We start from the raw sequence: 19,202 nt of genomic DNA, 5'->3' as shown, positions 1-19,202 counted from the left end.
TGCGCAGCAAGTATATCCTGGAACTCACTTTTTTTACTGCCTGCCAGAGTCCGAGTTTTACACGACCCGACGATTATTTGAAATCTGCGTAAGGGGTAAGCGGCTCTGGCGGCATATCGAGATCGCCATCCCAGCCGGCGGCGGAGTAGCGCACATAGAGCAGCCCGTGGCTCGGGGTATAGTCCTTCGCCTGTTGAATATCCACTCCTGCGCCGATAAACCAGTGCGGTGTAATGCGGCGCTCGACAACGGCCCGTAAAGTATAGCCGACGCCGCCTCCGCTGCTGCTTGCCGAGGTGGGATTGCTCGCCAGCGTAAAGCCCGGATTCACCGGATAACGCTGCTGCGCGTCTGTTTTCGAATGCGACCAGGAGACCGAGCCGCCCAGATCGAACGACCAGTTTTCGGTACGCTGCCGCCAGGTGACCGGTACGGAAAACGACAGATACTCTTGTGGGCTGTAGTAACCGCCCTGGCCGAAGGTGTAATCGCTGAGATCTTTCTGGTAATGCCACAGCATGGAGTTGAATCCCACGGTGGCGCGCTGATTATCGGTATTGATCAGCTTGTAGTAGTAGCCCGCCATCAGGCGCTCGCGGCTGTTGTCCGCGACGTTCTCGCCGGTGATCTGATGCGCGCTGATATCGGCCCAGACGCCATGTGCGCCGCCGCGATCGTAGCTCAGCCCGACGCTGCCGCCGGTCGCCACCACGCCGCCCCAGGTTTTGCCGCCGTTAGCCGCCGGGTCGCGCGCGCCCGCAAAGGCGAGCAGCGAACTGGAAACAGGCCGCCGCGAGGCGGTGAGCGTCACGCCGACCTCTTTTACGTCGGTTCTCCAGCTTACCCCGCCTACCCAGTTAGTGACCTCAAAGCCGAGCGGCGTTGTGCCGAGATCCGCCGACCAGACGTCGTTGCGCCAGCCGACCCCCAGCGCGGTGCCTTCGTCGCGCTGGCTGGCGTACCGGCTGCAGCCGCCTGAGTTCGCATCGTCGCAGCTGCCGAACGTCTCGTCAAAACTGCCGTTGCTGGTAGAGAACGTGCCTGCAGACACCTGAACGCGATCGAGTCGTACAAAGCCGCGTCCGTCGGCAAGCGGCGTTTCCGCCTGCAGCATTGTGGTATGGGCGGTAAAGTCGGAAATGCCGCCGGTGCCCTTGTTACGCGAATAATCCTGCTCCAGCATCAGCGTGGTGTCCTGCTGGCGATAGAGATCGGCGGCGTCGCTGCGAATGCTGCGCTTCAGCCAGTCATCCTGCGCGTTATTGCGCGTTAGCCTGCTGATATTCTCGCCGTCGCCGATACCGCTGGCGACCATCGCCTGCCGGTAATCCGCCAGCGCGGCGTCGGGCTGCTGCTGCGTGCGTTCAAGCCGCGCCGCATCGCGAAATACCAGCGCCTTATCCTGCGAAGGCGGCTGCGAGGCGGCGCGCTGCTTCAGACCCGCAAACTGCGCGGCGGCCTGCGTGACGTCGCCTGTCGCCTGCCACGCCAGCGCCACGCGGCGGTCGGCGTTCAGGCTGGCCTGCGCGGGCGGCAGTGCTTTTAGCGCCGCGCGCGCCTCGCTGGTGCGGTTCAGCGCCACCAGCGCCTCGATACGCCCGAGCGACGCATCGCCGTTGTCGGCGTCACGCGCGAGCACCTGCTGATACCCATCAAGCGCCTCCTGCGCATCGCCGCGCGCCAGCGCCCAGTCGGCCAGCGTCAAATCGCGGCGGCTGGAGGCGGGCTGCTGACGCAGCAGCGCAATGGCCTCTCTTTCCTGCCCTGCCGCGCGTAGCGCCTCCGCACGCGCGAACAGCTTATTCTGCACCAGGCGTTCAGCCAGCTCGTGCATATTGCTGTTCCACTGCGCTTCCGGCAAAAGGTGCAGCGCCGCCAGCGCCGCCTCGTCGTCATCCTTGCCGGAGAGATAAAGCGCTGAAGCATAGAGCGCGCTCGCATCCTGCGGACGCTGCTGCTGTAGCGCCGCCATAACAGCATCCGCCTGCTGCGGCGCGCCGCCGTTGCGCAGCGCACCAGCCAGTCGATAGCTGAGCCAGACGTCATCCGGCGACAGCGCCTGCGCCTGGCGATATTTCTCCGCCGCCTCTGACCAGCGGCTCTGCTGCGCCAGCGCGTCGGCTTCGGCGCGCAGGCTGTCGCTGCGCAGGGAGCGCAGGGTATCAGCCAGCGCGCGCTGCTGCGCGGCGGGCAGGCCATTAATAAACTGCATTGCGCGCGCTGGCGACTGCGTCTGATAGAGTCCCGCCAGGCGGCGAACCGCAGTGGTATTGCTGGCGTCAAGGCGCAGCGCGCGCTGCCATAACTGCTCGGCGCTCTGCGCATTGTTTCGCGCCATCGCCACGTCCCCAAGGCCGATCAGCGCGTAGCTGTCGGTGTTATCCAGCGCCTGCGCGTCGTGATAGCGGCGTTCTGCGCCGTCGAGATCGTGCTGCGCCAGCGCCTTATCGCCTTCGTCAATGGCCTGCCAGTAGCGGTTGGTTTGCAGCAGCGACTGCCACTTGCCTACCTGCGTGCTTTGCTGGCCTGCCTGAATCGCGCGTTCCAGCCAGAGAACAGCGGCGGCGCGATTGTTGGCACGCGCCTGTGCCTGGCCCATTGCGCCCATCAGATCCGCATCGTTGGGATTCGCCTTTAGCGCGGCGTTCAGCGTCTCGATGGCATCTGCGCCACCGCCTGCGTCCACCAGTGCCAGTCCGCGCATACGTTCGCGATAAGCGGGATCGGCGAGCAGCGCCTGCTGTTTCGCCAGTGCGTCCAGCCCCTGCTTCTGCGCGTCGCCTTCGGTAAAGACGGAGAGGTACTCTTTCAGCTGCGCTACGCTGCTGTCGCTGACCGGCTGATTGGTGATCTGCTGCAGCCAGAGTTCCGCCGCCGCGTCGCGTCCGCCATTGCTGTTCGCCAGTCGCTTCAGCTGCTCCACCGCCTGCGCCGTCTGCTGACGATCGAACGCCATTCGCGCGATTTGCAGCTCAACGCCGATATTGCCGGGATAGCGCTGCTCCAGCGCCTGTAGCTGCTGATAAGCGACATCCTGCTGGCCCGGTATGCGCGCCAGCAGTCGCCAGTACTCCAGCGCGGTATTCGCATCGGGAAAGACGCCGTTGAACAGCGCGTCGTAGGCGCTTTTCGCTTCCGCCAGGCGGCCGGAGGTGGCGAACAGGCGCGCCTCCTGCAGCTTCTGCCGTCCCTCAGACGACATCAGCGCCAGACCCACGGCGGATTCGCGCGTCGCCGCCGAATCGGGCGCGACTTTTTTCAACTGCTCCAGCAGCGTCTGTGCGGCGGCGACGTCACCCTGATGCAGCGCCAGCCGCAGACGCGCCGCCAGCACCTGTGGATTATCGGGGTCGATCTTCTCCAGCCGGTAGAGCGACTGCTGTACCAGATCATATTTGTTGGTCGACTCACCGGTGCGGATCTGCGTCAGCAGCCAGTCCACCGGCGAGACCTCCGGGCCTGCGCCAGGCGCGGCCAGTCCCGGCAGCGCGCCTAGCACGCCGCTCAGCAGCAGACTCGCCCGTAGCGCGTAAGCTTTATTCATCTTCATCATCAAGCAGACGACGGCGGGTAATGATGCGCATCAGGCGCCAGGTCATCAGCGCGAACAGCACCACGACAAAGACCGCGCAGAGCGCCAGCCAGAACGGATGCGTCGCCAGCATCGTCCATAAACGCTCCCACCAGGGCAGATGGCCGACAAAATAGTTACCGCCGACGCGCAGGCTGTTAACGCCCGACTCGCGGATAATGGCGGCGGAGCCGAAAATCGCGCCGCGCTTGCCGCTGTCGGTCAGCGCATCGTTCAGCAGCTGCCAGGCGCGCGGAGTGCCGTCCGCCAGCAGCGCGACTACGCTGCGCTGATCGTTAAACGGCGACTGGAAGCCAATGACCGTCGCCAGCGCACCGCGCGAACCGATGGCGGTGGTGCTCTCTACCGCGCGGTCGCTGTCGCTGAGGCTGCCGTTATCGGTGGCTGCCTGGCGCACAGGCGTGTTGATCCAGCTTTTAGCGGCGTCAACCAGCGCGCTGATCCGGCGGTCATCCTGGAGATCTTTTGGGATGTCGCCGATCATCAGCAGATCGGCGTCCTGATCCTTCGCCTTGCTCCAGTCGTCGGTAAACTGCACCCGCAACGCCGGATAGCCGGTTTGCGCGCCGATATTACCCAGCGCGTTAAGCATCGTGCCGACCTGCTGCGCGTCGGGTTTCGGCTGCACCAGTACCAGCGTTTGCGCCAGATCGGCGTAGCGCGTGAAGGGGAAACCCGCGCCAGACCAGGCGCGCAGTGAAGGCATTTCGATATAGTGACGGTAGCCGGAGAAATCGACGCTGGAACTTTCATCCACCACTACATGATGGCTGACCGGCGTAACGGTTTCGCAGCGTCCGTCGGACGTGCCGCCGATATAAGTATTGGAGTAGTCGAAGTCGAAGCGCAGCTGATTTACCACGCCGAGACGCAGCGCCGGGATCGTCAGCTGACGGCTGTTATCCTGCAATCCCTGAACCAGCGGAATATGCAGCAGCTGCTGACCGGCGGTGTTTTTCGGCGGCAGCGGGTAGTCCTGAATGAACTGGTTATTCAGGTTGACCGCCAGCCGCGAGCCGTCTGCCTGGAACGGCGCGGTGTAGCGATAGCTTAAATCCATATCGATGCCGCGCGCGCGCACCAGAAACAGGTCAGGCGGCAGATTAAGCGTCAGGCTGACTGGATTCGGCTGCAGGCCGTCGGACTGCAGCTGGTTCTCATACTGCGTCAGTTCGGCGAATGTGGTGCGTCGATCGGTTCGCACCCAGTTCGGCGCGTCGTAGGCTTTGCGCGGCGCGAGCAGCTTCACGCTGTCGATGGTGGACGTATCGCCGCGCAGCAGCAGTTCACCCTGCGCGATGCCCTGCACCGCCGTCAGCAGATCCTGGTCGTTGCGCCCCAAAATCAGCAGCATCTTTTCGTAAGGATTGTCGGGCTGGCTGACAATCTCCACCGTGGGTTTAGTCACCGGCGGCAGATCTTTCAGAAAGTCCGGGCGAGCGTCATTGGTAGCAAAGACAATGGCATGCTGCTGTTGCGGCAGCTGATTGTAGAGTACCGGGAAGTTCTGGCCGCGCCATGCGGCTTTGCTGCCGAACCAGGAGGCGAGTATCGCGGCGGCGCGCTGCTGCGTCACGTCCGGCTGCGCGGCAAAGACGACCGGCAGCGTCAGCGGACGCTTGTCGCGCGCGTCGAAGAATGGCTCCGGGAAGTGCGACAGGTCATTTTTCAACGGCAGCTTTTGCAGCGTTAAATCGATGCCGCTCTCTTTGCCGATATCGAGCCAGATGGTGCTGTTGGCCGGGTTCTCGCAGACGTTGGCGTAATGGCCAACCAGCTCAAAGCGCACGCGGTTGAAGTCGGTGATAAAGCGCGGATCGATCGCCAGCTGGGTTTGATTCTCTTTGCCGAGCTGCTCCGGCGTCACGGTGATAACGCCGATCAGTTCATCGTTGAGGTAAACCTTAAGCTGTGACAGCGTCGGCAACAGCGCGGGCGAGGGACGGTAGCTGAGGTTAAGCAGCGCACGCGTCACCACCTCGTCGCTGCGCACGCCGAACTCAATCTGACCGTTCGGCTGGGTGCCGCGTAGCGTCATGCTGCCCGGCGGCGGCGCCAGCTGGGTAAAGTCGAGCTGGCTGTCGCGCAGCGGCGCGGCGGGGCCCTGCGGCGCGGCCTGAACCGGCGCCGGATCAGCGACGTTCGCTGGCGCGGCGTCCTGCGCAGCAGCGCAGCTCAGCGTTGCGGTGCCCAGCAGCAGGGCGGTAAACCAACTGTTTACTCTCGTCATCGTCATATCATCAACTCAATACGTTTTTTGAAGCGGGCCCACGTCCGATGCCCTGCGGCAACAGTGAGGCCAGCCAGCTCACCCCAGCGGTAAGCAGGTTAAACAGCCGACGTAACTGCGGCGGACCATATTCCGCCAGGCGCAGATAGCCTTTAAAGCCGAGGATCATAATGTCGGCGAGGCTCTGCACCGGTTTATCTTCCGGGAAACCGTCCTGCCACAGCGCCCAGGTATCGGCGCGGGCGAAGGTGCACTGGATAAATTCGATATGCTGCTGGGTCGTAAGCTGATGCAGGCGAATACCGGCGCGCAGGCCAAAAACGCGCTGCACGCGGCAGGGAAAGCTGAACTCCTGCTGGCCGCGGCGCAGCAGCAGCCAGACCTTTTCATCTTCCTTGAGCGCATTCGGCTCACGCAGCTCAACGCCGACGCCGCCGTCGGAGTAGTCGCGCAGCGTACAAGGCAGCATATGCCCGTCTTCGCGCGCAATGGCGGCTGGCATGGCGATCTCCACGCGGTGCGCCTCGCGGATTTGCCGCGCCTCGACGGAAACTGCCACCGCGCCACCGAGGATCACCATGTTGTAGACGACCCAGACCAGGCTCACCCATACCGTTAACACTTCATTGGCCGGGCCGTTGTGCATGCGCCAGAACGCCATCGCGACGCCCGCCAGGTTGAGCAGCACCAGGAACATATAGGGTTTAGTGATCACCCAGTCGAGATGATGCTCCTCGACCAGACCGCCTTTCGCCGTCACGTTGAATTTGCCCTTATGCGGGTTAAACAGAGCCACGGTGGTCGGTCGGGCGATATACCAGGCCAGTACGGTTTCATACACCTCGCTCCAGAAGGAGTGACGCCAGCGACCCTGAATGCGCGAGTTGGTCAGGCTGGTGTGCAGCATATGCGGCAAGACGTAGATGGCGATCGCCAGCGCGGGGGCGTAGATGATGTAAGCGTGGCAGAGCAGAAACGCCAGCGGTGCCAGCAGAAAGATCAGCCGCGGAATGCCGGAAAGAAAGTGCAGCATGGCGTTGGCGTAGCAGAGGCGCTGCACCCACTTCAGCCCCTTGCCGAATAAGGGGTTATCAAGACGGAAAATCTGCACCATGCCGCGCGCCCAGCGGATGCGCTGGCCAATATGCGCCGACAGGCTTTCGGTCGCCAGCCCCGCCGCCTGAGGAATGCGGATATAGGCCGAGGCGTAGCCGCGCCGGTGCAGACGCAGCGACGTGTGCGCATCTTCGGTGACGGTCTCCACTGCAATGCCGCCGATCTCATCCAGCGCGCTGCGGCGCAGTACGGCGCAGGAGCCGCAGAAGAAGGTGGCGTCCCAGGTATCGTTGCCGTCCTGCACCAGGCCATAAAACAGCGAGCCTTCGTTCGGCGTGCGACGGAAGCGGCCCAGGTTGCGCTCAAAGGGATCGGGCGAGAAGAAGTGGTGCGGCGTCTGCAGCATCGCCAGCTTCGGGTCCTTAATAAACCAGCCGATAGTCATCTGCAGAAAGGCGCGCGTCGGCACATGGTCGCAGTCGAAAATCGACACGAAGTCGCTGCGACAGCGCGTTTTCAGCGCGTGGTTAATATTGCCCGCCTTGGCGTGTTCGTGCGTCGGACGCACCACATAGTTAACGCCGACGCTGGCGGCGAATTCGCGAAACTCTTCGCGGCTGCCGTCGTCAAGCAGGAAGATATTGAGCCGGTCTTTCGGCCAGTCGATGCCCATCGCCGCATAGATGGTCGGCTTAACGACGCTGAGCGGCTCGTTGTAGGTCGGCACCAGCAGATCGACGCTCGGCCACTGATCGAGCGTTGTCGGCATCGAAACCGGCTGGCGGTTAAGCGGCCAGAGCGTCTGGAAATAGCCCAGCACCAGCACCACCCAGGCGTAGGTTTCCGCGGCAATCAGCAGCAGGCCGAACACCAGGCTGAGCGGATCGTCCCAGTTTAACGTCGAGGTATAACGCCACCATAAATAGCGGCAGGAGACGGTCAGCGACAGCACAATCAGCATCATGGTGGGGAAGCGGCCCGGCACGCGCCGTACCAGCATCGCCAGGCACCAGAGCAGCACCACAAAGATAAACTGCGTCATCAGCCCGAACGGCTGGCTGATGCAAAGCAGCGCCAGCAGCGAGGCAAACAGCGCCGCGCCGATAAAGATCAGGCGACGCGTCAACGGCGACAACCGCTGCAGCCGCTGCTCAATGCGCTCGTCGACGTTGCCTGTCTGCACGCGCGCGGAAAGCGCATCGAGCCACTGATAACCGCGCTGACGCCAGCGAAACAGCGGCTGGAAGGCTTTAAAGCGCTGCCGTTCGCTGCGGCCGCTGTCATCCTGCGGCAGGGTAACGACCAGCCATAGCGTCTGCACCAGATAGCGCAGAATGTCTAACGGACGCGGCCGTTCCGGCGAGATATGCGGGTAGAGACGACGGCGATCCTGAATAATGCGCTGCCAGCCCGGCGTTTCAAAACGCAGCAGCATCCAGCCCAGCGAACACCAGAGCAGATTCAGGCCGCTGGCGAAGCGGGACGCTCCATTGTCGCGCGCCGTCGTATAGCGCAAACGCAGCGCCTGCCAGACCGGCGCGGTCAGCAGCCAGCGCAGCGGATTCATGGACGCGCTCCGTTCAGATGAAGCAGTAGCCAGTTCGCCAGCGTGGTGATCTCTTCGCTGACCAGCGCGTGCGGGCGGTACTCCCCTACCGGCTGCTTCATCATCAGCGCTTCCGCCAGCGCTTCGTCACGGTGGATTAGCAGCGGGATCAGGTTATTCAGTGACGCGACCCACAGCTGATGCAGATCCTGCTGCAGGCGGCTGTTGGCGTTGAACTGGTTGATAATAAAGCGCGTATGCGGCGTAAAACGCTGCTGATGGAGGCGCAGATGGCAGTTGGCGTCCGGCGTTAACACGCGCAGCACGCCGTCGAGCCGCTCATACAGCGTTTCATGCCAGGGCAGCAAATCGGCGGGAAGGTCAAAAATCAACCACTTATAGCGACTATTCAGATCCGCCAGCGCATCAAGCAGCGGCGCGGCGGCCGCGGGTTCCTGCCGCAGCAAAGTGAAGTCCTGCTGATGAGAAAGCGGGCCGTGAGGCAGCAGATCAGGGCCATGAGGATAGCGCAGCGCGGCTGCCTGCCAGGCGTCGCCGCGGCGCAGCGCCTGCATCCAGCCGTTTTCCGGCAGCGCGGGCAGGTTGAAGTGCGCGCCAAGCTGGCTGGACGGAGAGCCGTCAATCAGCAGCACGCTTTCTCCGAGGGCCGTCAACGCCCAGCCGAGCGCCGCGCAGAGCGAAGTTGCGCCCGTCCCACCGCGTACGCCTTGCAGCGCGATCAGCGGCATTAGCGCGTACGTCCCGGCCTGTCGCCCGCCGTTTCAGCTAACAACGGCCAGCGCGCCACGATATTCGTCAAACGCTCTTCACGGGCAATATCAATATAGCGAAAAGCTCGCAAAGAAAAAGCGTCGCACAAGGCGCTAATATCATCCTGACGTTGGCCGTCTGACGCGACCAGAGTATAAGCATTTTCATTTTTCATTACTTTTCGCCACGGATAAAAAAATGGTTATATTTACGCGGGATTTAAATGAGCTCCGCCTGAATCGACGCGTTGATAGAACAATGCGAACCCGTTTGCCATAGCCATAAAGTATTTTTAAATTTCTTTGGTTTCATCCTGCCCCGTCTATAATAAGCTAGCCTGGACTGGACAAATCGCGAATTCAATATGAAAAATTCCTTTGCGCTGGGGCTGTTGCAGGTTCAGCCTGAATTAACGGTATTGCAAACGCCCGGCTGTTATTGGGTAACCTGCGCGCGTCAGGAAGACGCGCGCGCTTTTATTCGCCAGGCCATCTCGGCACAGCAATCCGTCACCCTTATCAGCGCAGACGAAAAGCCACGCGATCTTTTGACGCCGGACCCTGCAGGCGGGCCTGATCGTATCCCACTGTTTTCTCTTCCTAAAAATAAAAGCAGCCTGCTGCGTCTGGAGAGCGACTTTACCCGTAAACTCAGCAGTAAAAACGGCCTGGTGATTTTTAACAGCGGCGCGGCGCAGTGGGATAAACTTGACGACGCGGAGTTAACCTCCTGGATAAAGCGTATGCGCCGGGTGCTGAATAAAAAGCAGATGACGCTTTTAATGGTCACGTCAGGCGCAACGATAATTAACCTGCGTAATAATCTTCAGCGTTATTTTCGCCAGCTGGACGGCGTGGCTCATTTAACTTTTCAACAGGATAGCTGGCAATATCGAATTAACTGGTGGTACGCCGGCGATCGGTTGCTCGCCGATCGCGCCATTCGGCTTGACTGCAAAGACGATCGTTTTTACGCCGTAAATGAAAATGAAAAGCAGGAACCGCTCAGCCTTAACGACGAGCAACATTATCTTGCGGATAAAATAGTGTTGGAGGGCGCGCCGCCGCTCTCCCGTCAGTGGCAGCTCTTTGATGATAATGAACAGGTCTTTTTCCGCGCGCAGCAGGCGAGCGCCGCGACGGTGGTTTTCAGCCTGACCCGCAGCGACTACATCGGCGAGCTGGCGAAAATGGTGCACAGCCTGCGCCGCGCGCGCGGCAACGGCTTAAAAATCGTGGTGCGCGAGATGGGCACCAGCCTTCGCTACAGCGATGAGCGCCTGCTGCTGGCGTGCGGCGTCAGCGCCATTGTGCCGACCAGCGCCACCATGTCGCGCTTCCTGACAACGCTGGAAGGCCTGCAGGGTCAGGTATTCAACCGCCGCGTGCCTGCCAACCTGGATGCGTTGACCGCCGCGCTGCAACCACTGCAGGAGAAAGGCTATCTGCGTCTCGACGCCTTCTGTCAGGCGGTAGGACAGCTGATTGGCAATACGCTGCTGCCGGAGAACGATAAAGGTTTGCTGGTGGCGCTGCGCCCGGTGCCGCAGCTCAAACCGCAGCAGATTTTAACCCTGTGCAAACCGCGCCGCTTCGGCGATCTGGTCACGGTGCTGGACGATCGCGTCATTCTTTTTCTCTCCTCCTGCCGCTATAACGATCTTGATAAAGCGTTGAAATTTATCTTTTCTTTGCCGCATGACGAGCTTTTCGCTAACCGGCTGGTATGGTTTGAGGACAATCAAATTCTGGCTGAAATCAATAACATAAAGAACCTGACGCCCAATGCGCTGCAGGACATTACACCGGAACTTCAGCCAACGCAGCCCGCCGCGGAACCGGTTGAAACCCGCGAGCGTCCCACGCCGCAGCCCATCATTTTACTGGCGGAGAGTAAAACCCGATGAACCTGATGGACTGGGTGCAAATTGCGCTCTTAATTTTGGTTATTTTATTGTTTTTAAAGCCGTTATATCGGCAATGGCTGCCGAGTCGCTGGAACGGCATGTTGAATCGCCTGCTGCCCGCTCGTGCGCTAAAGTCTGAAGGTCACTGGCAGCGTAAATCCTCGAAAAAGGATGCAAATCATTAATGAATAACGATCAATCCACTTCCGCTCACTCTTCCCGCGTATGGTCTTACTGGCGCGGGCTGGGCGGCTGGAATTTCTATTTTCTGCTTAAGTTCGGCCTGCTGTGGTACGGCTATCTCAATTTCCACGCGCTGAGCAATCTGGTATTCCTGGCCTGGCTGTTATTCCCCCTACCCTCGCCGCGCCTGCATCGTCTTCGCAGCTGGATATCGCTTCCCATCGGCTTCGGCCTGTTCTGGCACGATACCTGGCTGCCGGGCATAGAGAGTATCCTTAGCCAGGGCAACCAGGTGGCGGGCTTCTCCGGCGCCTATCTGCTCGATCTGGTTAATCGCTTCATTAACTGGCAGATGGTCGGCGCCGCCTTTGCGCTGCTGGTGCTCTATCTGTTTATCTCGCAGTGGATACGCGTGACGGTGCTGGTCTCCCTGATGCTGATCTGGCTTAACGTGCTGACTATCGCTGGCCCCGCGCTGTCGCTGCTGCCAACCAAAGCCGCCACGCCGGAAGTGGTGCTGAATCAGACCCCTGCCGCCGGTCAGCCGCAGGCCGCCAGCGCGCCGGACGGTCTTGATCAGTCGGCGCCGCCCACCAGTGCCAATCTTACCGCCTGGCTGAACCGCTTTTACGACAGCGAACGCAAGCGCGTGACCCATTTTCCCGACAGCCTGCCGGCAGATTCGCAGCCGTTCGACATTCTGGTGGTGAATATCTGTTCGCTCGCCTGGTCGGATATGGACGTCTCTCAGCTGCGCAGCCATCCGCTGTGGCAGCACTTTGATATCGTACTGAACAACTACAACTCCGCTACCGGCTACAGCGGCCCGGCGGGTATTCGTCTGCTGCGCGCCAGCTGCGGTCAGACCTCGCACAGCGACCTCTATAAGCCGACCGATGCGAACTGCTATCTGTTTGATAATCTGGCGAAGCTGGGCTTTAAAGAGCAGCTAATGATGGACCACACCGGCGTGTTTGGTAACTATCTGAAGGAGCTGCGCGACGACGGCAATATTCAGGCACCGCTGATGTCGCAGGCGGGTATTGCGCCGGAGCTGACCTCATTTGACGGATCGCCAGTGTTCAACGATGCGCAGCTGTTGCAGCGCTGGCTTGACGATCGCAGCAAGAGCAGCGACGCGCGCAGCGCCACGTTCTATAACCTGATCCCGCTGCATGACGGCACGCGCGATCTGGGCAGCACTCAAACCGCGCCGTGGAAGCCGCGCGCGCAGGTGCTGTTCGATCAGCTTGACGCCTTCCTGACGAATCTTGAGAAGTCGGGACGACGCGTGATGGTGCTGGTGGTGCCGGAGCATGGCGCGGCGCTGCAGGGCGACAAGATGCAGATGTCTGGCCTGCGCGATATTCCCAGCCCGAGCATTACTCATGTGCCGGTTGGCATTAAGTTTGTCGGCATGAAGGCGCCGCATCAGGGCCAGCCGTTAACCATTGATGCGCCCACCAGCCTGCTGGCGATTTCCGAACTGGTTTCTCGCGTAGTGGACGGTCAGGTATTTAACGCACCGAACGTGAATATGTCGGTGCTGGCGGACAAGCTGCCGCAGACGCCAGTTGTCTCGGAGAATGACAATGCCGTGGTGATGATGTATCAGGGCAAGCCCTGGATCCGGTTGAACGGCGGTGACTGGGTGGCTTATCCGCAGTAAGCGGGGTTCGCTGCGCGAATGGCTGGCGATGAGCGGGTTTCGCCCGGCTGGTTTGCATGGTATGCAGGCGGGTTTGTGTTCGCTGCGCGAACGGCTCTGTGCGGGTTCCGCCCGCCTGGGGTTTGCATGGCGTTCGCTGCGCGAACGGCTGGCTCTGTGCAGGTTCCGCCCGCCAGGCGTCGGGGAGTTTCAGCAGCTGCGCTGCCGGCGTGCGTGTTAAGGGGCTCGCCAGCCCCTTAACAATCCCGGCTTCCGGCAGCCTCCACGCCGCGCTCCGCGCGGTCCCTTCGTTGCTTACGTCAGCCTTACGGACCGCGCGGATTCGCCGTCCTGGCTCATGCCGCGCTCTCGCCGACGTCCTGTCGGCTCGTCCTGGCCGCCGCGCGCGCCTCAGCGTGTCGGATGCCTCTGTCACACCCTCGCCTGTGATTTCTCATTTTTATAAAAGGCTGTGCTGTCTGAATGCAGGGTTCGCGCATACAGCCATAAGGCCGTTGGTAAAAAAACAGAACTTGCAGCGAGGGTTGTGGGGGCCATCGCAGCCGCTGAGCGGAGGAGGGATTTCAGGACGAGCGGCAGGGATGCCGCGAAGAGGCTGGCATGAGCCAGGGATGGCGAATCCAGCCGGTCCGTCAGAAATCCTGACGAAGCGAAGGAACCCGCGTAGCGGGCGGCGAAGCTGGCCCAGGGCGCGGGTGCAGGGCCGACGCCTTGCGGCCCTGCTCGGTCGTCCGCAGAGGGCGGGATGAAACTGCCCGGCTGTTGGGCGAACGAAACCTGCGCTGAGGCTCCTCCGCTGTTAAGCGAACGAAACCTGCACTAAAGCCCCCGCCTGTCGTGCGAACGAAACCTGCACTGAAGCCCCCGCTGCCAGGCGAACAAAACCCGCGCCAGGGTTCGACGGCTGCAAACACCCTCTGCTTAGCGCCCATTCACACAGCGAAGCCAGAGTCCCTGCGCAGCAGGTAAACGCTTAGCGCTTCTCCTGCAATGCCTGCCACACCAGCAGCTGCAAACTGGCGGAAAAGTAGTTCTGATCCGGCGCAATCCGGTCGCTGATATACCCCGTCTCGTTCAGCGTCAGATCGCGGATCGCCAGCAAGCCGCCATCAAGATTATAAGGCGCGTTGCTGTTGCCCAGCACGTCGAACCAGGCGGGCGTCGTCAGGCGGCCGTAACGCTGCCAGACGTTCTGAAACGGCACCAGACGCAGGCTTTGCGGGTCATACCACCAGATATTGAGCGGCACGCGAATCGCATCGTAGCTGAAGCGGCCGGAGTAGCCCACCGCTGGCGCGACCGAGCCGTCAGCATTCAGCGCCACCCAGTCGAGCGGCAGACCCGTTTTGCCGAAATGCATTGCGCCCAGCAGATCCATGCCGTTATCAATCAAGGTGTTCCACACCTTGAGATGGCTGTGGTCGGCAAAGGTGCGCCAGGCCTCGAAGAGAAAATAAGAGGGGTTCAGCACGACATAGCTGCTCTTGTTGAAACCCTGCGCGCCCGGCAGCATTACCGTATGGCCGGCGAAGGTCACCACGTTATGCTTCACAATGGCGCGCTGAATCCGATCCGACGCCTGCTGATAGGCCTGCGAAGACCATTTATCGGCCGCGCGCTGTAGCGCCCAGGCAATAAGCACGTCGCCGTCGGAGGCGTTATTCTTATCCGCTACCGGATCGCTCACATCTGGCGTATAGCGCCAGTAAAAGAGGTCGTTTTGCGTATTCAGCAGGTGCTGGCGCGTCCAGCCCCACAGCTTATCGAACGTGGCGCGATCGTCGTTCGCCACCGCCAGCAGCATGCCGTATCCCTGCCCTTCCGTATGGCTGACGTTATTGTTGGCGTTATCGACAATACGTCCTTCCGGGGTTAAAAAGCGGCTCTTGAAGGTGCTCCAGCCGTCGGCCGAAGCCTGCGCGCTTACCATCATCACCATGAAAAAAATCACCCATCTCAGCCAGGCTGGCTTTGTCATCTCATCGCTCCGTTAGTACCGATAGTGCAGCGTATTGCCATCGTTAAACTCCAGCGTTACCGCAACCGCCGCGCCGCCGCCCTGGGCGCGCAGCCAGCCGCCGTAAAGTCCCGCCAGCACAGCGGCCATCGCCAACTGCCAGCTTTCCGCGTCCAGCGCGCCGTCGCCCGCAGGAAGCGCATGATGCTTCAGCAGAATCGCCGCGTCTTGCGGCTGTAGCTGAACAAACCCCCAGCTAAAGCGGGCCAGCTGCAAATTCATGTCGCGCTCCAGATCCTGCACCGTACGCGCGTCAGGCAAAGGATAGCGTGCCGCCAGCGATTCGCCCATGCTGTAGAGAAACGCCTCCGCCTCTTCTCTGCCCGCATTCGCGAGCATCCCTTCCATCATCACGCTGACCAAGTCGAACCAGCCAGGCTGATGCGTGTGGCTTACCGCGCCCATATGCTCACCCATTAGTTATCTCCAAACAGATAGCGGAAGTAGAGCTGTGCCGTACTTTCGCTGTAGTCGCCAAAGGTGTCGTAGCCAAGCTGACCGCCAATGGTGACATCTTTGTTCACCTTGTAGTCCGCGCCGGCATGCAGGTTATAGCCGATGCCACTTTTGCCGCCGCCGCTATAGTAAGCGCTCTTCACCGCGCCGCTCGCGGCATAGGATTCCAGCTGCGCCTGCAGAGAGGGATCGTTGGGGAAGTAAGCGCTGCGATCCTGACTATAGGACTGGTAGCCAGCCGAGCCGCCGATCTTCAGGCTTAGATCGTCAAACTTGCGGGTAAAATCCACGGGGAAAGAGACCGCTACATAGTCTTGCGGGCTGAAGTAACCGCCCTGGCCATAGCTGAAATAGCTGAGGTTTTTCGAAAAATCCATCCAGTTCAGGCTCATGCCGACCTTCAGCTCGCGATCGTCGGTATGGAAAGGCCGCACGTAAGCGCCCGCCGTGGCGTTGAGGCTGTTGTTGCTCGCCACATTCTCGCCAGCGTAGCGGTAGGCGCCGCCGCCAACGTAAAAGCCAGCATCGCCGTTGTCATAGCTCAACAGCGCGTTGCCGCCGTTTTTGGTGACGCTGCCCCAGCGTTTGCCGCTCGCTTTGTCCTGCGCGCCGACATACGAGAGCAGGCTGTCTGTCATTGCGCGACGCTCGCCGGTGAGGATGAGCGTCAGGAAGTCGGTCAGCTTCGGCGACCACTGCACGCCGCCCACCAGCGTGCTGAGATCCTGGCCCAGCGGCGTGCTGCCGAGGTCGATCTTATAGCTGTCGCCTTTCAGCGCCAGGTTAAGCTCTACGCCGGACGCCTTTTGCGAATCGGTAGAGGCGCTCGGCACATCGGTCACCTTCGCGCCGCCTGCGGCAACCACTTTGGCCTGCTCAAGCGCATTACTGCCGAAGCGACGCCACGCGTCGCCCGCCGCGCTGTCCGCCGTCAGCGAGACCGGCGTCATAGTGAAATCGAAACGCGCATTGCCAAAGGGCACAGTTGAGAAGGTCAGCGGCGCTTTCGCTTCGGTCAGCTTGCTGAGGCCTGACTCGCCGTCACGTCCGCGCACCTGCACCTGACCCTGCGCCCAGCTGCCGGTTTGCTCCTGCAGTCCTTCCATCATGCTGTCGATCTGATGCAGAGTGCGCGCCTGCTGCAGCGAGGAATTGTCGCCCCCCGCCAGCGCCGCCGCCTCGCCGCCGCGCACCACGTCAGCCGGCGCGCTCTGCCACGGCAGTACCCTGCCGTAGCTGGAAGCCGAACGTCCTACCGGTGAGGTGCTGCGGTTGATAAAAGGATTATCCGCCAGCGCCAGCCCGCCGATGGTGGGTGTCTCGCCGCTCTGCGCTCCCTGCAGACCCGTCAGCTGGCCGCGCGCGCTACGCAGGTAGCTTATCGCCTGGGCGCGATCGCCGTTAGCGTCGGCGACGCGCGCCAGCAGCAGCAGGCGTTCCGGCGTTTGCTGCGCCTGCAGGCCACGAGACAGTTCGTTGACGCGCTGCAGATTGTTTTGCGCCAGCGCCACATTGATAGCGCCGACGCGCGCATCCTGGGTCGCTGTGTCCTGGGTCATCAGATAGTCATAGACCACGCCCGCCTCTTTGTTCATCTTGCCGTCCTGATAGAGACGGGCCATGGCGAACATCAGATCGCGGTTCTGCGGATCGTGCTGTAAGGCGCCGATCAGCTTGTCATAGGCGGCGGCGTACTGTTTCTGCTCGCGCAGGCGATCGACCTCGTTAATTACGTAGCCGTTGCGAATGCCCGCCAGCTGCGTCGGCGTGCTGCGCGCCTGCAGTTCAGGTCGGCTGAGAAAGCGCTGCGCTTCGCTGCCAAGGCCTGCCTGATTCAGCACCGCAACCTGCGCCGCGTAGTCGCCCGCATTGCCCTGTACGCCGCGCTGCATATTGTCGCGCACGATTGCGACGGCGGCGGCGACCTCGCCTGCTCTGGCGAGCTTCTGCGCCAGATTGCCTGCGTCCACCGGATTCGTCGGCGGAGTCTGCGCCAGCGCCTTCAGCGTGTTGGCGGCAGCCGCGTTTGCGCCCTGTGTCAGGTATTGATCGGCGGTCGCCATCTGCAGATTGAAGTTTACGCGCTGAGCCAGCTCGCGCATGTCGCGCGTCTGGGCGCTGGCAGGGATACCCGCCAGCAGCGAACTGGCCTGCTGCCAGCCCCCGCTTTCGCTGGCGTTAATGGCAGCGGCATAGCGCTCGCCGACGCTTGCGCCGTCGCGCATCGCAGCGACCATAACGCTGGCGGCCTGCTGCGTATCGCCCTGCGCGCGGTAAAGGCGCGCCAGATCGAGACGTAGCCAGCCGTCGTTGGGATAGCGCTGAATTCCCTGCTGCAGGGTGACCATCGCCGCGCGGATGTTACCCGCCTGCTGCTCGCGCTTCGCCTGCTGACGAATGGGATCGCTGCTGTTGCCGCGCGGTGCCACGCTCTGCCTTACGCTGTCGGGCAGCGACGGCAGCAACGAACTGGCTTCGGCGCTGCGGTTCTGCTGGCGCAGCACATAAAACAATCCCTCTTTCGCGCTACGGTTGTTCGCGTCGCTTTGCAGGATAGCCCGGTAGGCCTGCTCCGCCTCGCTGAACTGGTTGCTGCGGCGCAGCACGTCGGCGCGAAACAGCTTCGCGGCAACGCCCTTTTCGCCTTCCGCCTGAGTCAACGGCTCGCTGAGCGAGAGCGCCTGCGCGCTGTCGCCGCTTTTCAGCGCCTGCTGCGCCGCCGCCAGCTGGGCATAGAAGCGCGCGTCGCTGGCCTGCTGCTGGCGTTCCGCGCCCTGTTCGCCGCCGAGCTGCGCTGCGCGTTGCAGATAGTCCGCCGCTTCGCCGTAGCGGCCGCCGCGCTGCGCGACATAGCCCATGCCCGCCAGCGCGTCGGCGTCCTGCGGGTTAGCGCTCAGCACTTTTTCAAAATTGTTTTGCGCGCCGCTGACGTCCCCGCTGTTAAGCGCGCTAAAACCCGCGCCCTTTTCAGCGCCGCCGACGTTTTTATGGTAGTAATCCATCACCGCGGTGTCCTGCGGATGGCGCTGCTGCCAGGTTTGATAACGCGCGGCGTCCTCTGCCTGTGGATTAAGCCACATCAGCGCCTGTCGCAGCGAGCGATCGGCCTCCTGATTGCCGTCCGCCAGCGTACCAAGCAGATCGATGCCCTCGCGGCGCGTCGCGTCCTGATAGGTCAGGGCTTTGCCCAGCGCCAGTCTGGCGCCGGTATCCTGTGGATGCGCCGCCGAGAATTGCCGCAGCGCTTCGACCGCCTGCGGCAGCAGCGTGCGGTCGCCCGCCATCGTCAGATAATACTCCGCCAGCCACGCTGGCAGGCGGTTCGTTGCCGTTAAAGGTATTACGCCACGTCTGCAGTGACGCGGCGATATTGCCGCTGCGCGCCTGCTGGCGCGCCAGCGATAGCTGCGCCTGCGGGATAGTCTGCAGCTGACGCGCATTGTCCAGCTCGCTCAGCCGCGCATCCTGCGGCGAAACGCTGCTCAACTGCTGACGGTAGCGCGCCGCGCCGTCGACGTCGCCACTCTGCTGCGAGTAGAGCGCCAGCAGATAGAGCGCCTGAACGTTATTCGGCTCAACCATCACCACTTTTTGCAGCGCAGACTTCGCTAAATCGTCATGCGCTTTCTGATGCCAGTAGGCTGCCTGATCGAACAGCGCCTGCAGGGCGGGGTTGGTGCTTTCCGCCGCCAGCAGCGGCAAAGAGAAGGTCAGCGTACCGCCCAGCAGCAGCGTGCGGCGAATCCCGGTGCTTAACTGATTTAGTTTCATTATTT

10 protein-coding genes and 1 pseudogene are annotated in these 19,202 nt (G+C 61.8%); 3 read left to right on the top strand and 8 right to left on the bottom strand.

All coding sequences use genetic code 11. The annotated features are described in order from the left end of the window. Positions 1-73: 73 nt before the first annotated feature. From bcsC to bcsR, 5 genes are read right to left on the bottom strand one after another with little or no spacing between them, the layout of a single operon-like run. The gene (gene bcsC / locus MHZ89_RS18810) at positions 74-3,544 is read right to left on the bottom strand and encodes a cellulose synthase complex outer membrane protein BcsC (RefSeq protein WP_311784238.1); all 3,471 of its coding nucleotides are present in this window, start codon (positions 3,542-3,544) and stop codon (positions 74-76) included. Beyond that, a complete protein-coding gene (gene bcsB / locus MHZ89_RS18805; RefSeq protein WP_311784237.1) occupies positions 3,537-5,828 on the bottom strand; it encodes a cellulose biosynthesis cyclic di-GMP-binding regulatory protein BcsB in 2,292 nt (763 codons plus the stop codon). The genes bcsC and bcsB overlap by 8 nt, the downstream gene beginning before the upstream one ends. Positions 5,829-5,832: 4 nt before the next feature. Next, a complete protein-coding gene (gene bcsA, locus MHZ89_RS18800; RefSeq protein ID WP_311784236.1) occupies positions 5,833-8,445 on the bottom strand; it encodes a UDP-forming cellulose synthase catalytic subunit in 2,613 nt (870 codons plus the stop codon). Further along, entirely contained in the window at positions 8,442-9,173 is a 732-nt protein-coding gene (gene bcsQ, locus MHZ89_RS18795) for a cellulose biosynthesis protein BcsQ (protein ID WP_311784235.1), read from the bottom strand. Before bcsQ ends, bcsA begins: the two co-directional genes overlap by 4 nt. Next, entirely contained in the window at positions 9,173-9,370 is a 198-nt protein-coding gene (gene bcsR / locus MHZ89_RS18790; RefSeq protein ID WP_311784234.1) for a cellulose biosynthesis protein BcsR, read from the bottom strand. The genes bcsQ and bcsR overlap by 1 nt, the downstream gene beginning before the upstream one ends. 189 nt (positions 9,371-9,559) lie before the next feature. Here bcsR and bcsE point away from each other — a divergent pair, with 189 nt between their 5' ends. From bcsE to bcsG, 3 genes are read left to right on the top strand one after another with little or no spacing between them, the layout of a single operon-like run. Further along, positions 9,560-11,101, top strand: coding sequence for a cellulose biosynthesis protein BcsE (bcsE, locus tag MHZ89_RS18785; protein WP_311784233.1), 1,542 nt, complete (start codon positions 9,560-9,562; stop codon positions 11,099-11,101). Further along, the gene (bcsF, locus tag MHZ89_RS18780) at positions 11,098-11,286 is read left to right on the top strand and encodes a cellulose biosynthesis protein BcsF (RefSeq protein ID WP_311784232.1); all 189 of its coding nucleotides are present in this window, start codon (positions 11,098-11,100) and stop codon (positions 11,284-11,286) included. The genes bcsE and bcsF overlap by 4 nt, the downstream gene beginning before the upstream one ends. Next, positions 11,286-12,953, top strand: coding sequence for a cellulose biosynthesis protein BcsG (bcsG, locus tag MHZ89_RS18775; RefSeq protein WP_311784231.1), 1,668 nt, complete (start codon positions 11,286-11,288; stop codon positions 12,951-12,953). Before bcsF ends, bcsG begins: the two co-directional genes overlap by 1 nt. A 973-nt stretch (positions 12,954-13,926) precedes the next feature. Here bcsG and MHZ89_RS18770 read toward each other — a convergent pair. The 3 genes and pseudogenes from MHZ89_RS18770 to MHZ89_RS18760 all read right to left on the bottom strand — a co-directional run bounded on the left by MHZ89_RS18770 (position 13,927) and on the right by MHZ89_RS18760 (position 19,197). After that, positions 13,927-14,931 (bottom strand): glycosyl hydrolase family 8, encoded by a 1,005-nt coding sequence (locus MHZ89_RS18770; RefSeq protein ID WP_311784230.1) that lies wholly within the window; start codon positions 14,929-14,931, stop codon positions 13,927-13,929. Positions 14,932-14,943: 12 nt separating this feature from the next. After that, positions 14,944-15,387, bottom strand: coding sequence for a cellulose biosynthesis protein BcsD (gene bcsD, locus MHZ89_RS18765; RefSeq protein ID WP_311784229.1), 444 nt, complete (start codon positions 15,385-15,387; stop codon positions 14,944-14,946). Then, a pseudogene (locus MHZ89_RS18760) lies at positions 15,387-19,197 on the bottom strand (cellulose synthase subunit BcsC-related outer membrane protein). The gene bcsD and the pseudogene MHZ89_RS18760 overlap by 1 nt, the downstream one beginning before the upstream one ends. Positions 19,198-19,202 lie beyond the last annotated feature (5 nt).

The sequence above is a fragment of the Pantoea sp. ACRSB genome, assembly GCF_022346905.1.
Classification (GTDB): domain Bacteria; phylum Pseudomonadota; class Gammaproteobacteria; order Enterobacterales; family Enterobacteriaceae; genus Pantoea; species Pantoea piersonii.
Note: the sequence above shows the minus strand (reverse complement) of the source record. Positions and strands in the feature narration are given on the sequence as shown.

What these genes read in the sequence shown, in the direction of transcription:
- bcsC (WP_311784238.1), bottom strand. Translation starts at nt 3,544, where the DNA reads ATGAATAAAGCTTACGCGCTACGGGCGAGTCTGCTGCTGAGCGGCGTG.
- bcsB (WP_311784237.1), bottom strand. Translation starts at nt 5,828, where the DNA reads ATGACGATGACGAGAGTAAACAGTTGGTTTACCGCCCTGCTGCTGGGC.
- bcsA (WP_311784236.1), bottom strand. Translation starts at nt 8,445, where the DNA reads ATGAATCCGCTGCGCTGGCTGCTGACCGCGCCGGTCTGGCAGGCGCTG.
- bcsQ (WP_311784235.1), bottom strand. Translation starts at nt 9,173, where the DNA reads ATGCCGCTGATCGCGCTGCAAGGCGTACGCGGTGGGACGGGCGCAACT.
- bcsR (WP_311784234.1), bottom strand. Translation starts at nt 9,370, where the DNA reads ATGAAAAATGAAAATGCTTATACTCTGGTCGCGTCAGACGGCCAACGT.
- bcsE (WP_311784233.1), top strand. Translation starts at nt 9,560, where the DNA reads ATGAAAAATTCCTTTGCGCTGGGGCTGTTGCAGGTTCAGCCTGAATTA.
- bcsF (WP_311784232.1), top strand. Translation starts at nt 11,098, where the DNA reads ATGAACCTGATGGACTGGGTGCAAATTGCGCTCTTAATTTTGGTTATT.
- bcsG (WP_311784231.1), top strand. Translation starts at nt 11,286, where the DNA reads ATGAATAACGATCAATCCACTTCCGCTCACTCTTCCCGCGTATGGTCT.
- MHZ89_RS18770 (WP_311784230.1), bottom strand. Translation starts at nt 14,931, where the DNA reads ATGACAAAGCCAGCCTGGCTGAGATGGGTGATTTTTTTCATGGTGATG.
- bcsD (WP_311784229.1), bottom strand. Translation starts at nt 15,387, where the DNA reads ATGGGTGAGCATATGGGCGCGGTAAGCCACACGCATCAGCCTGGCTGG.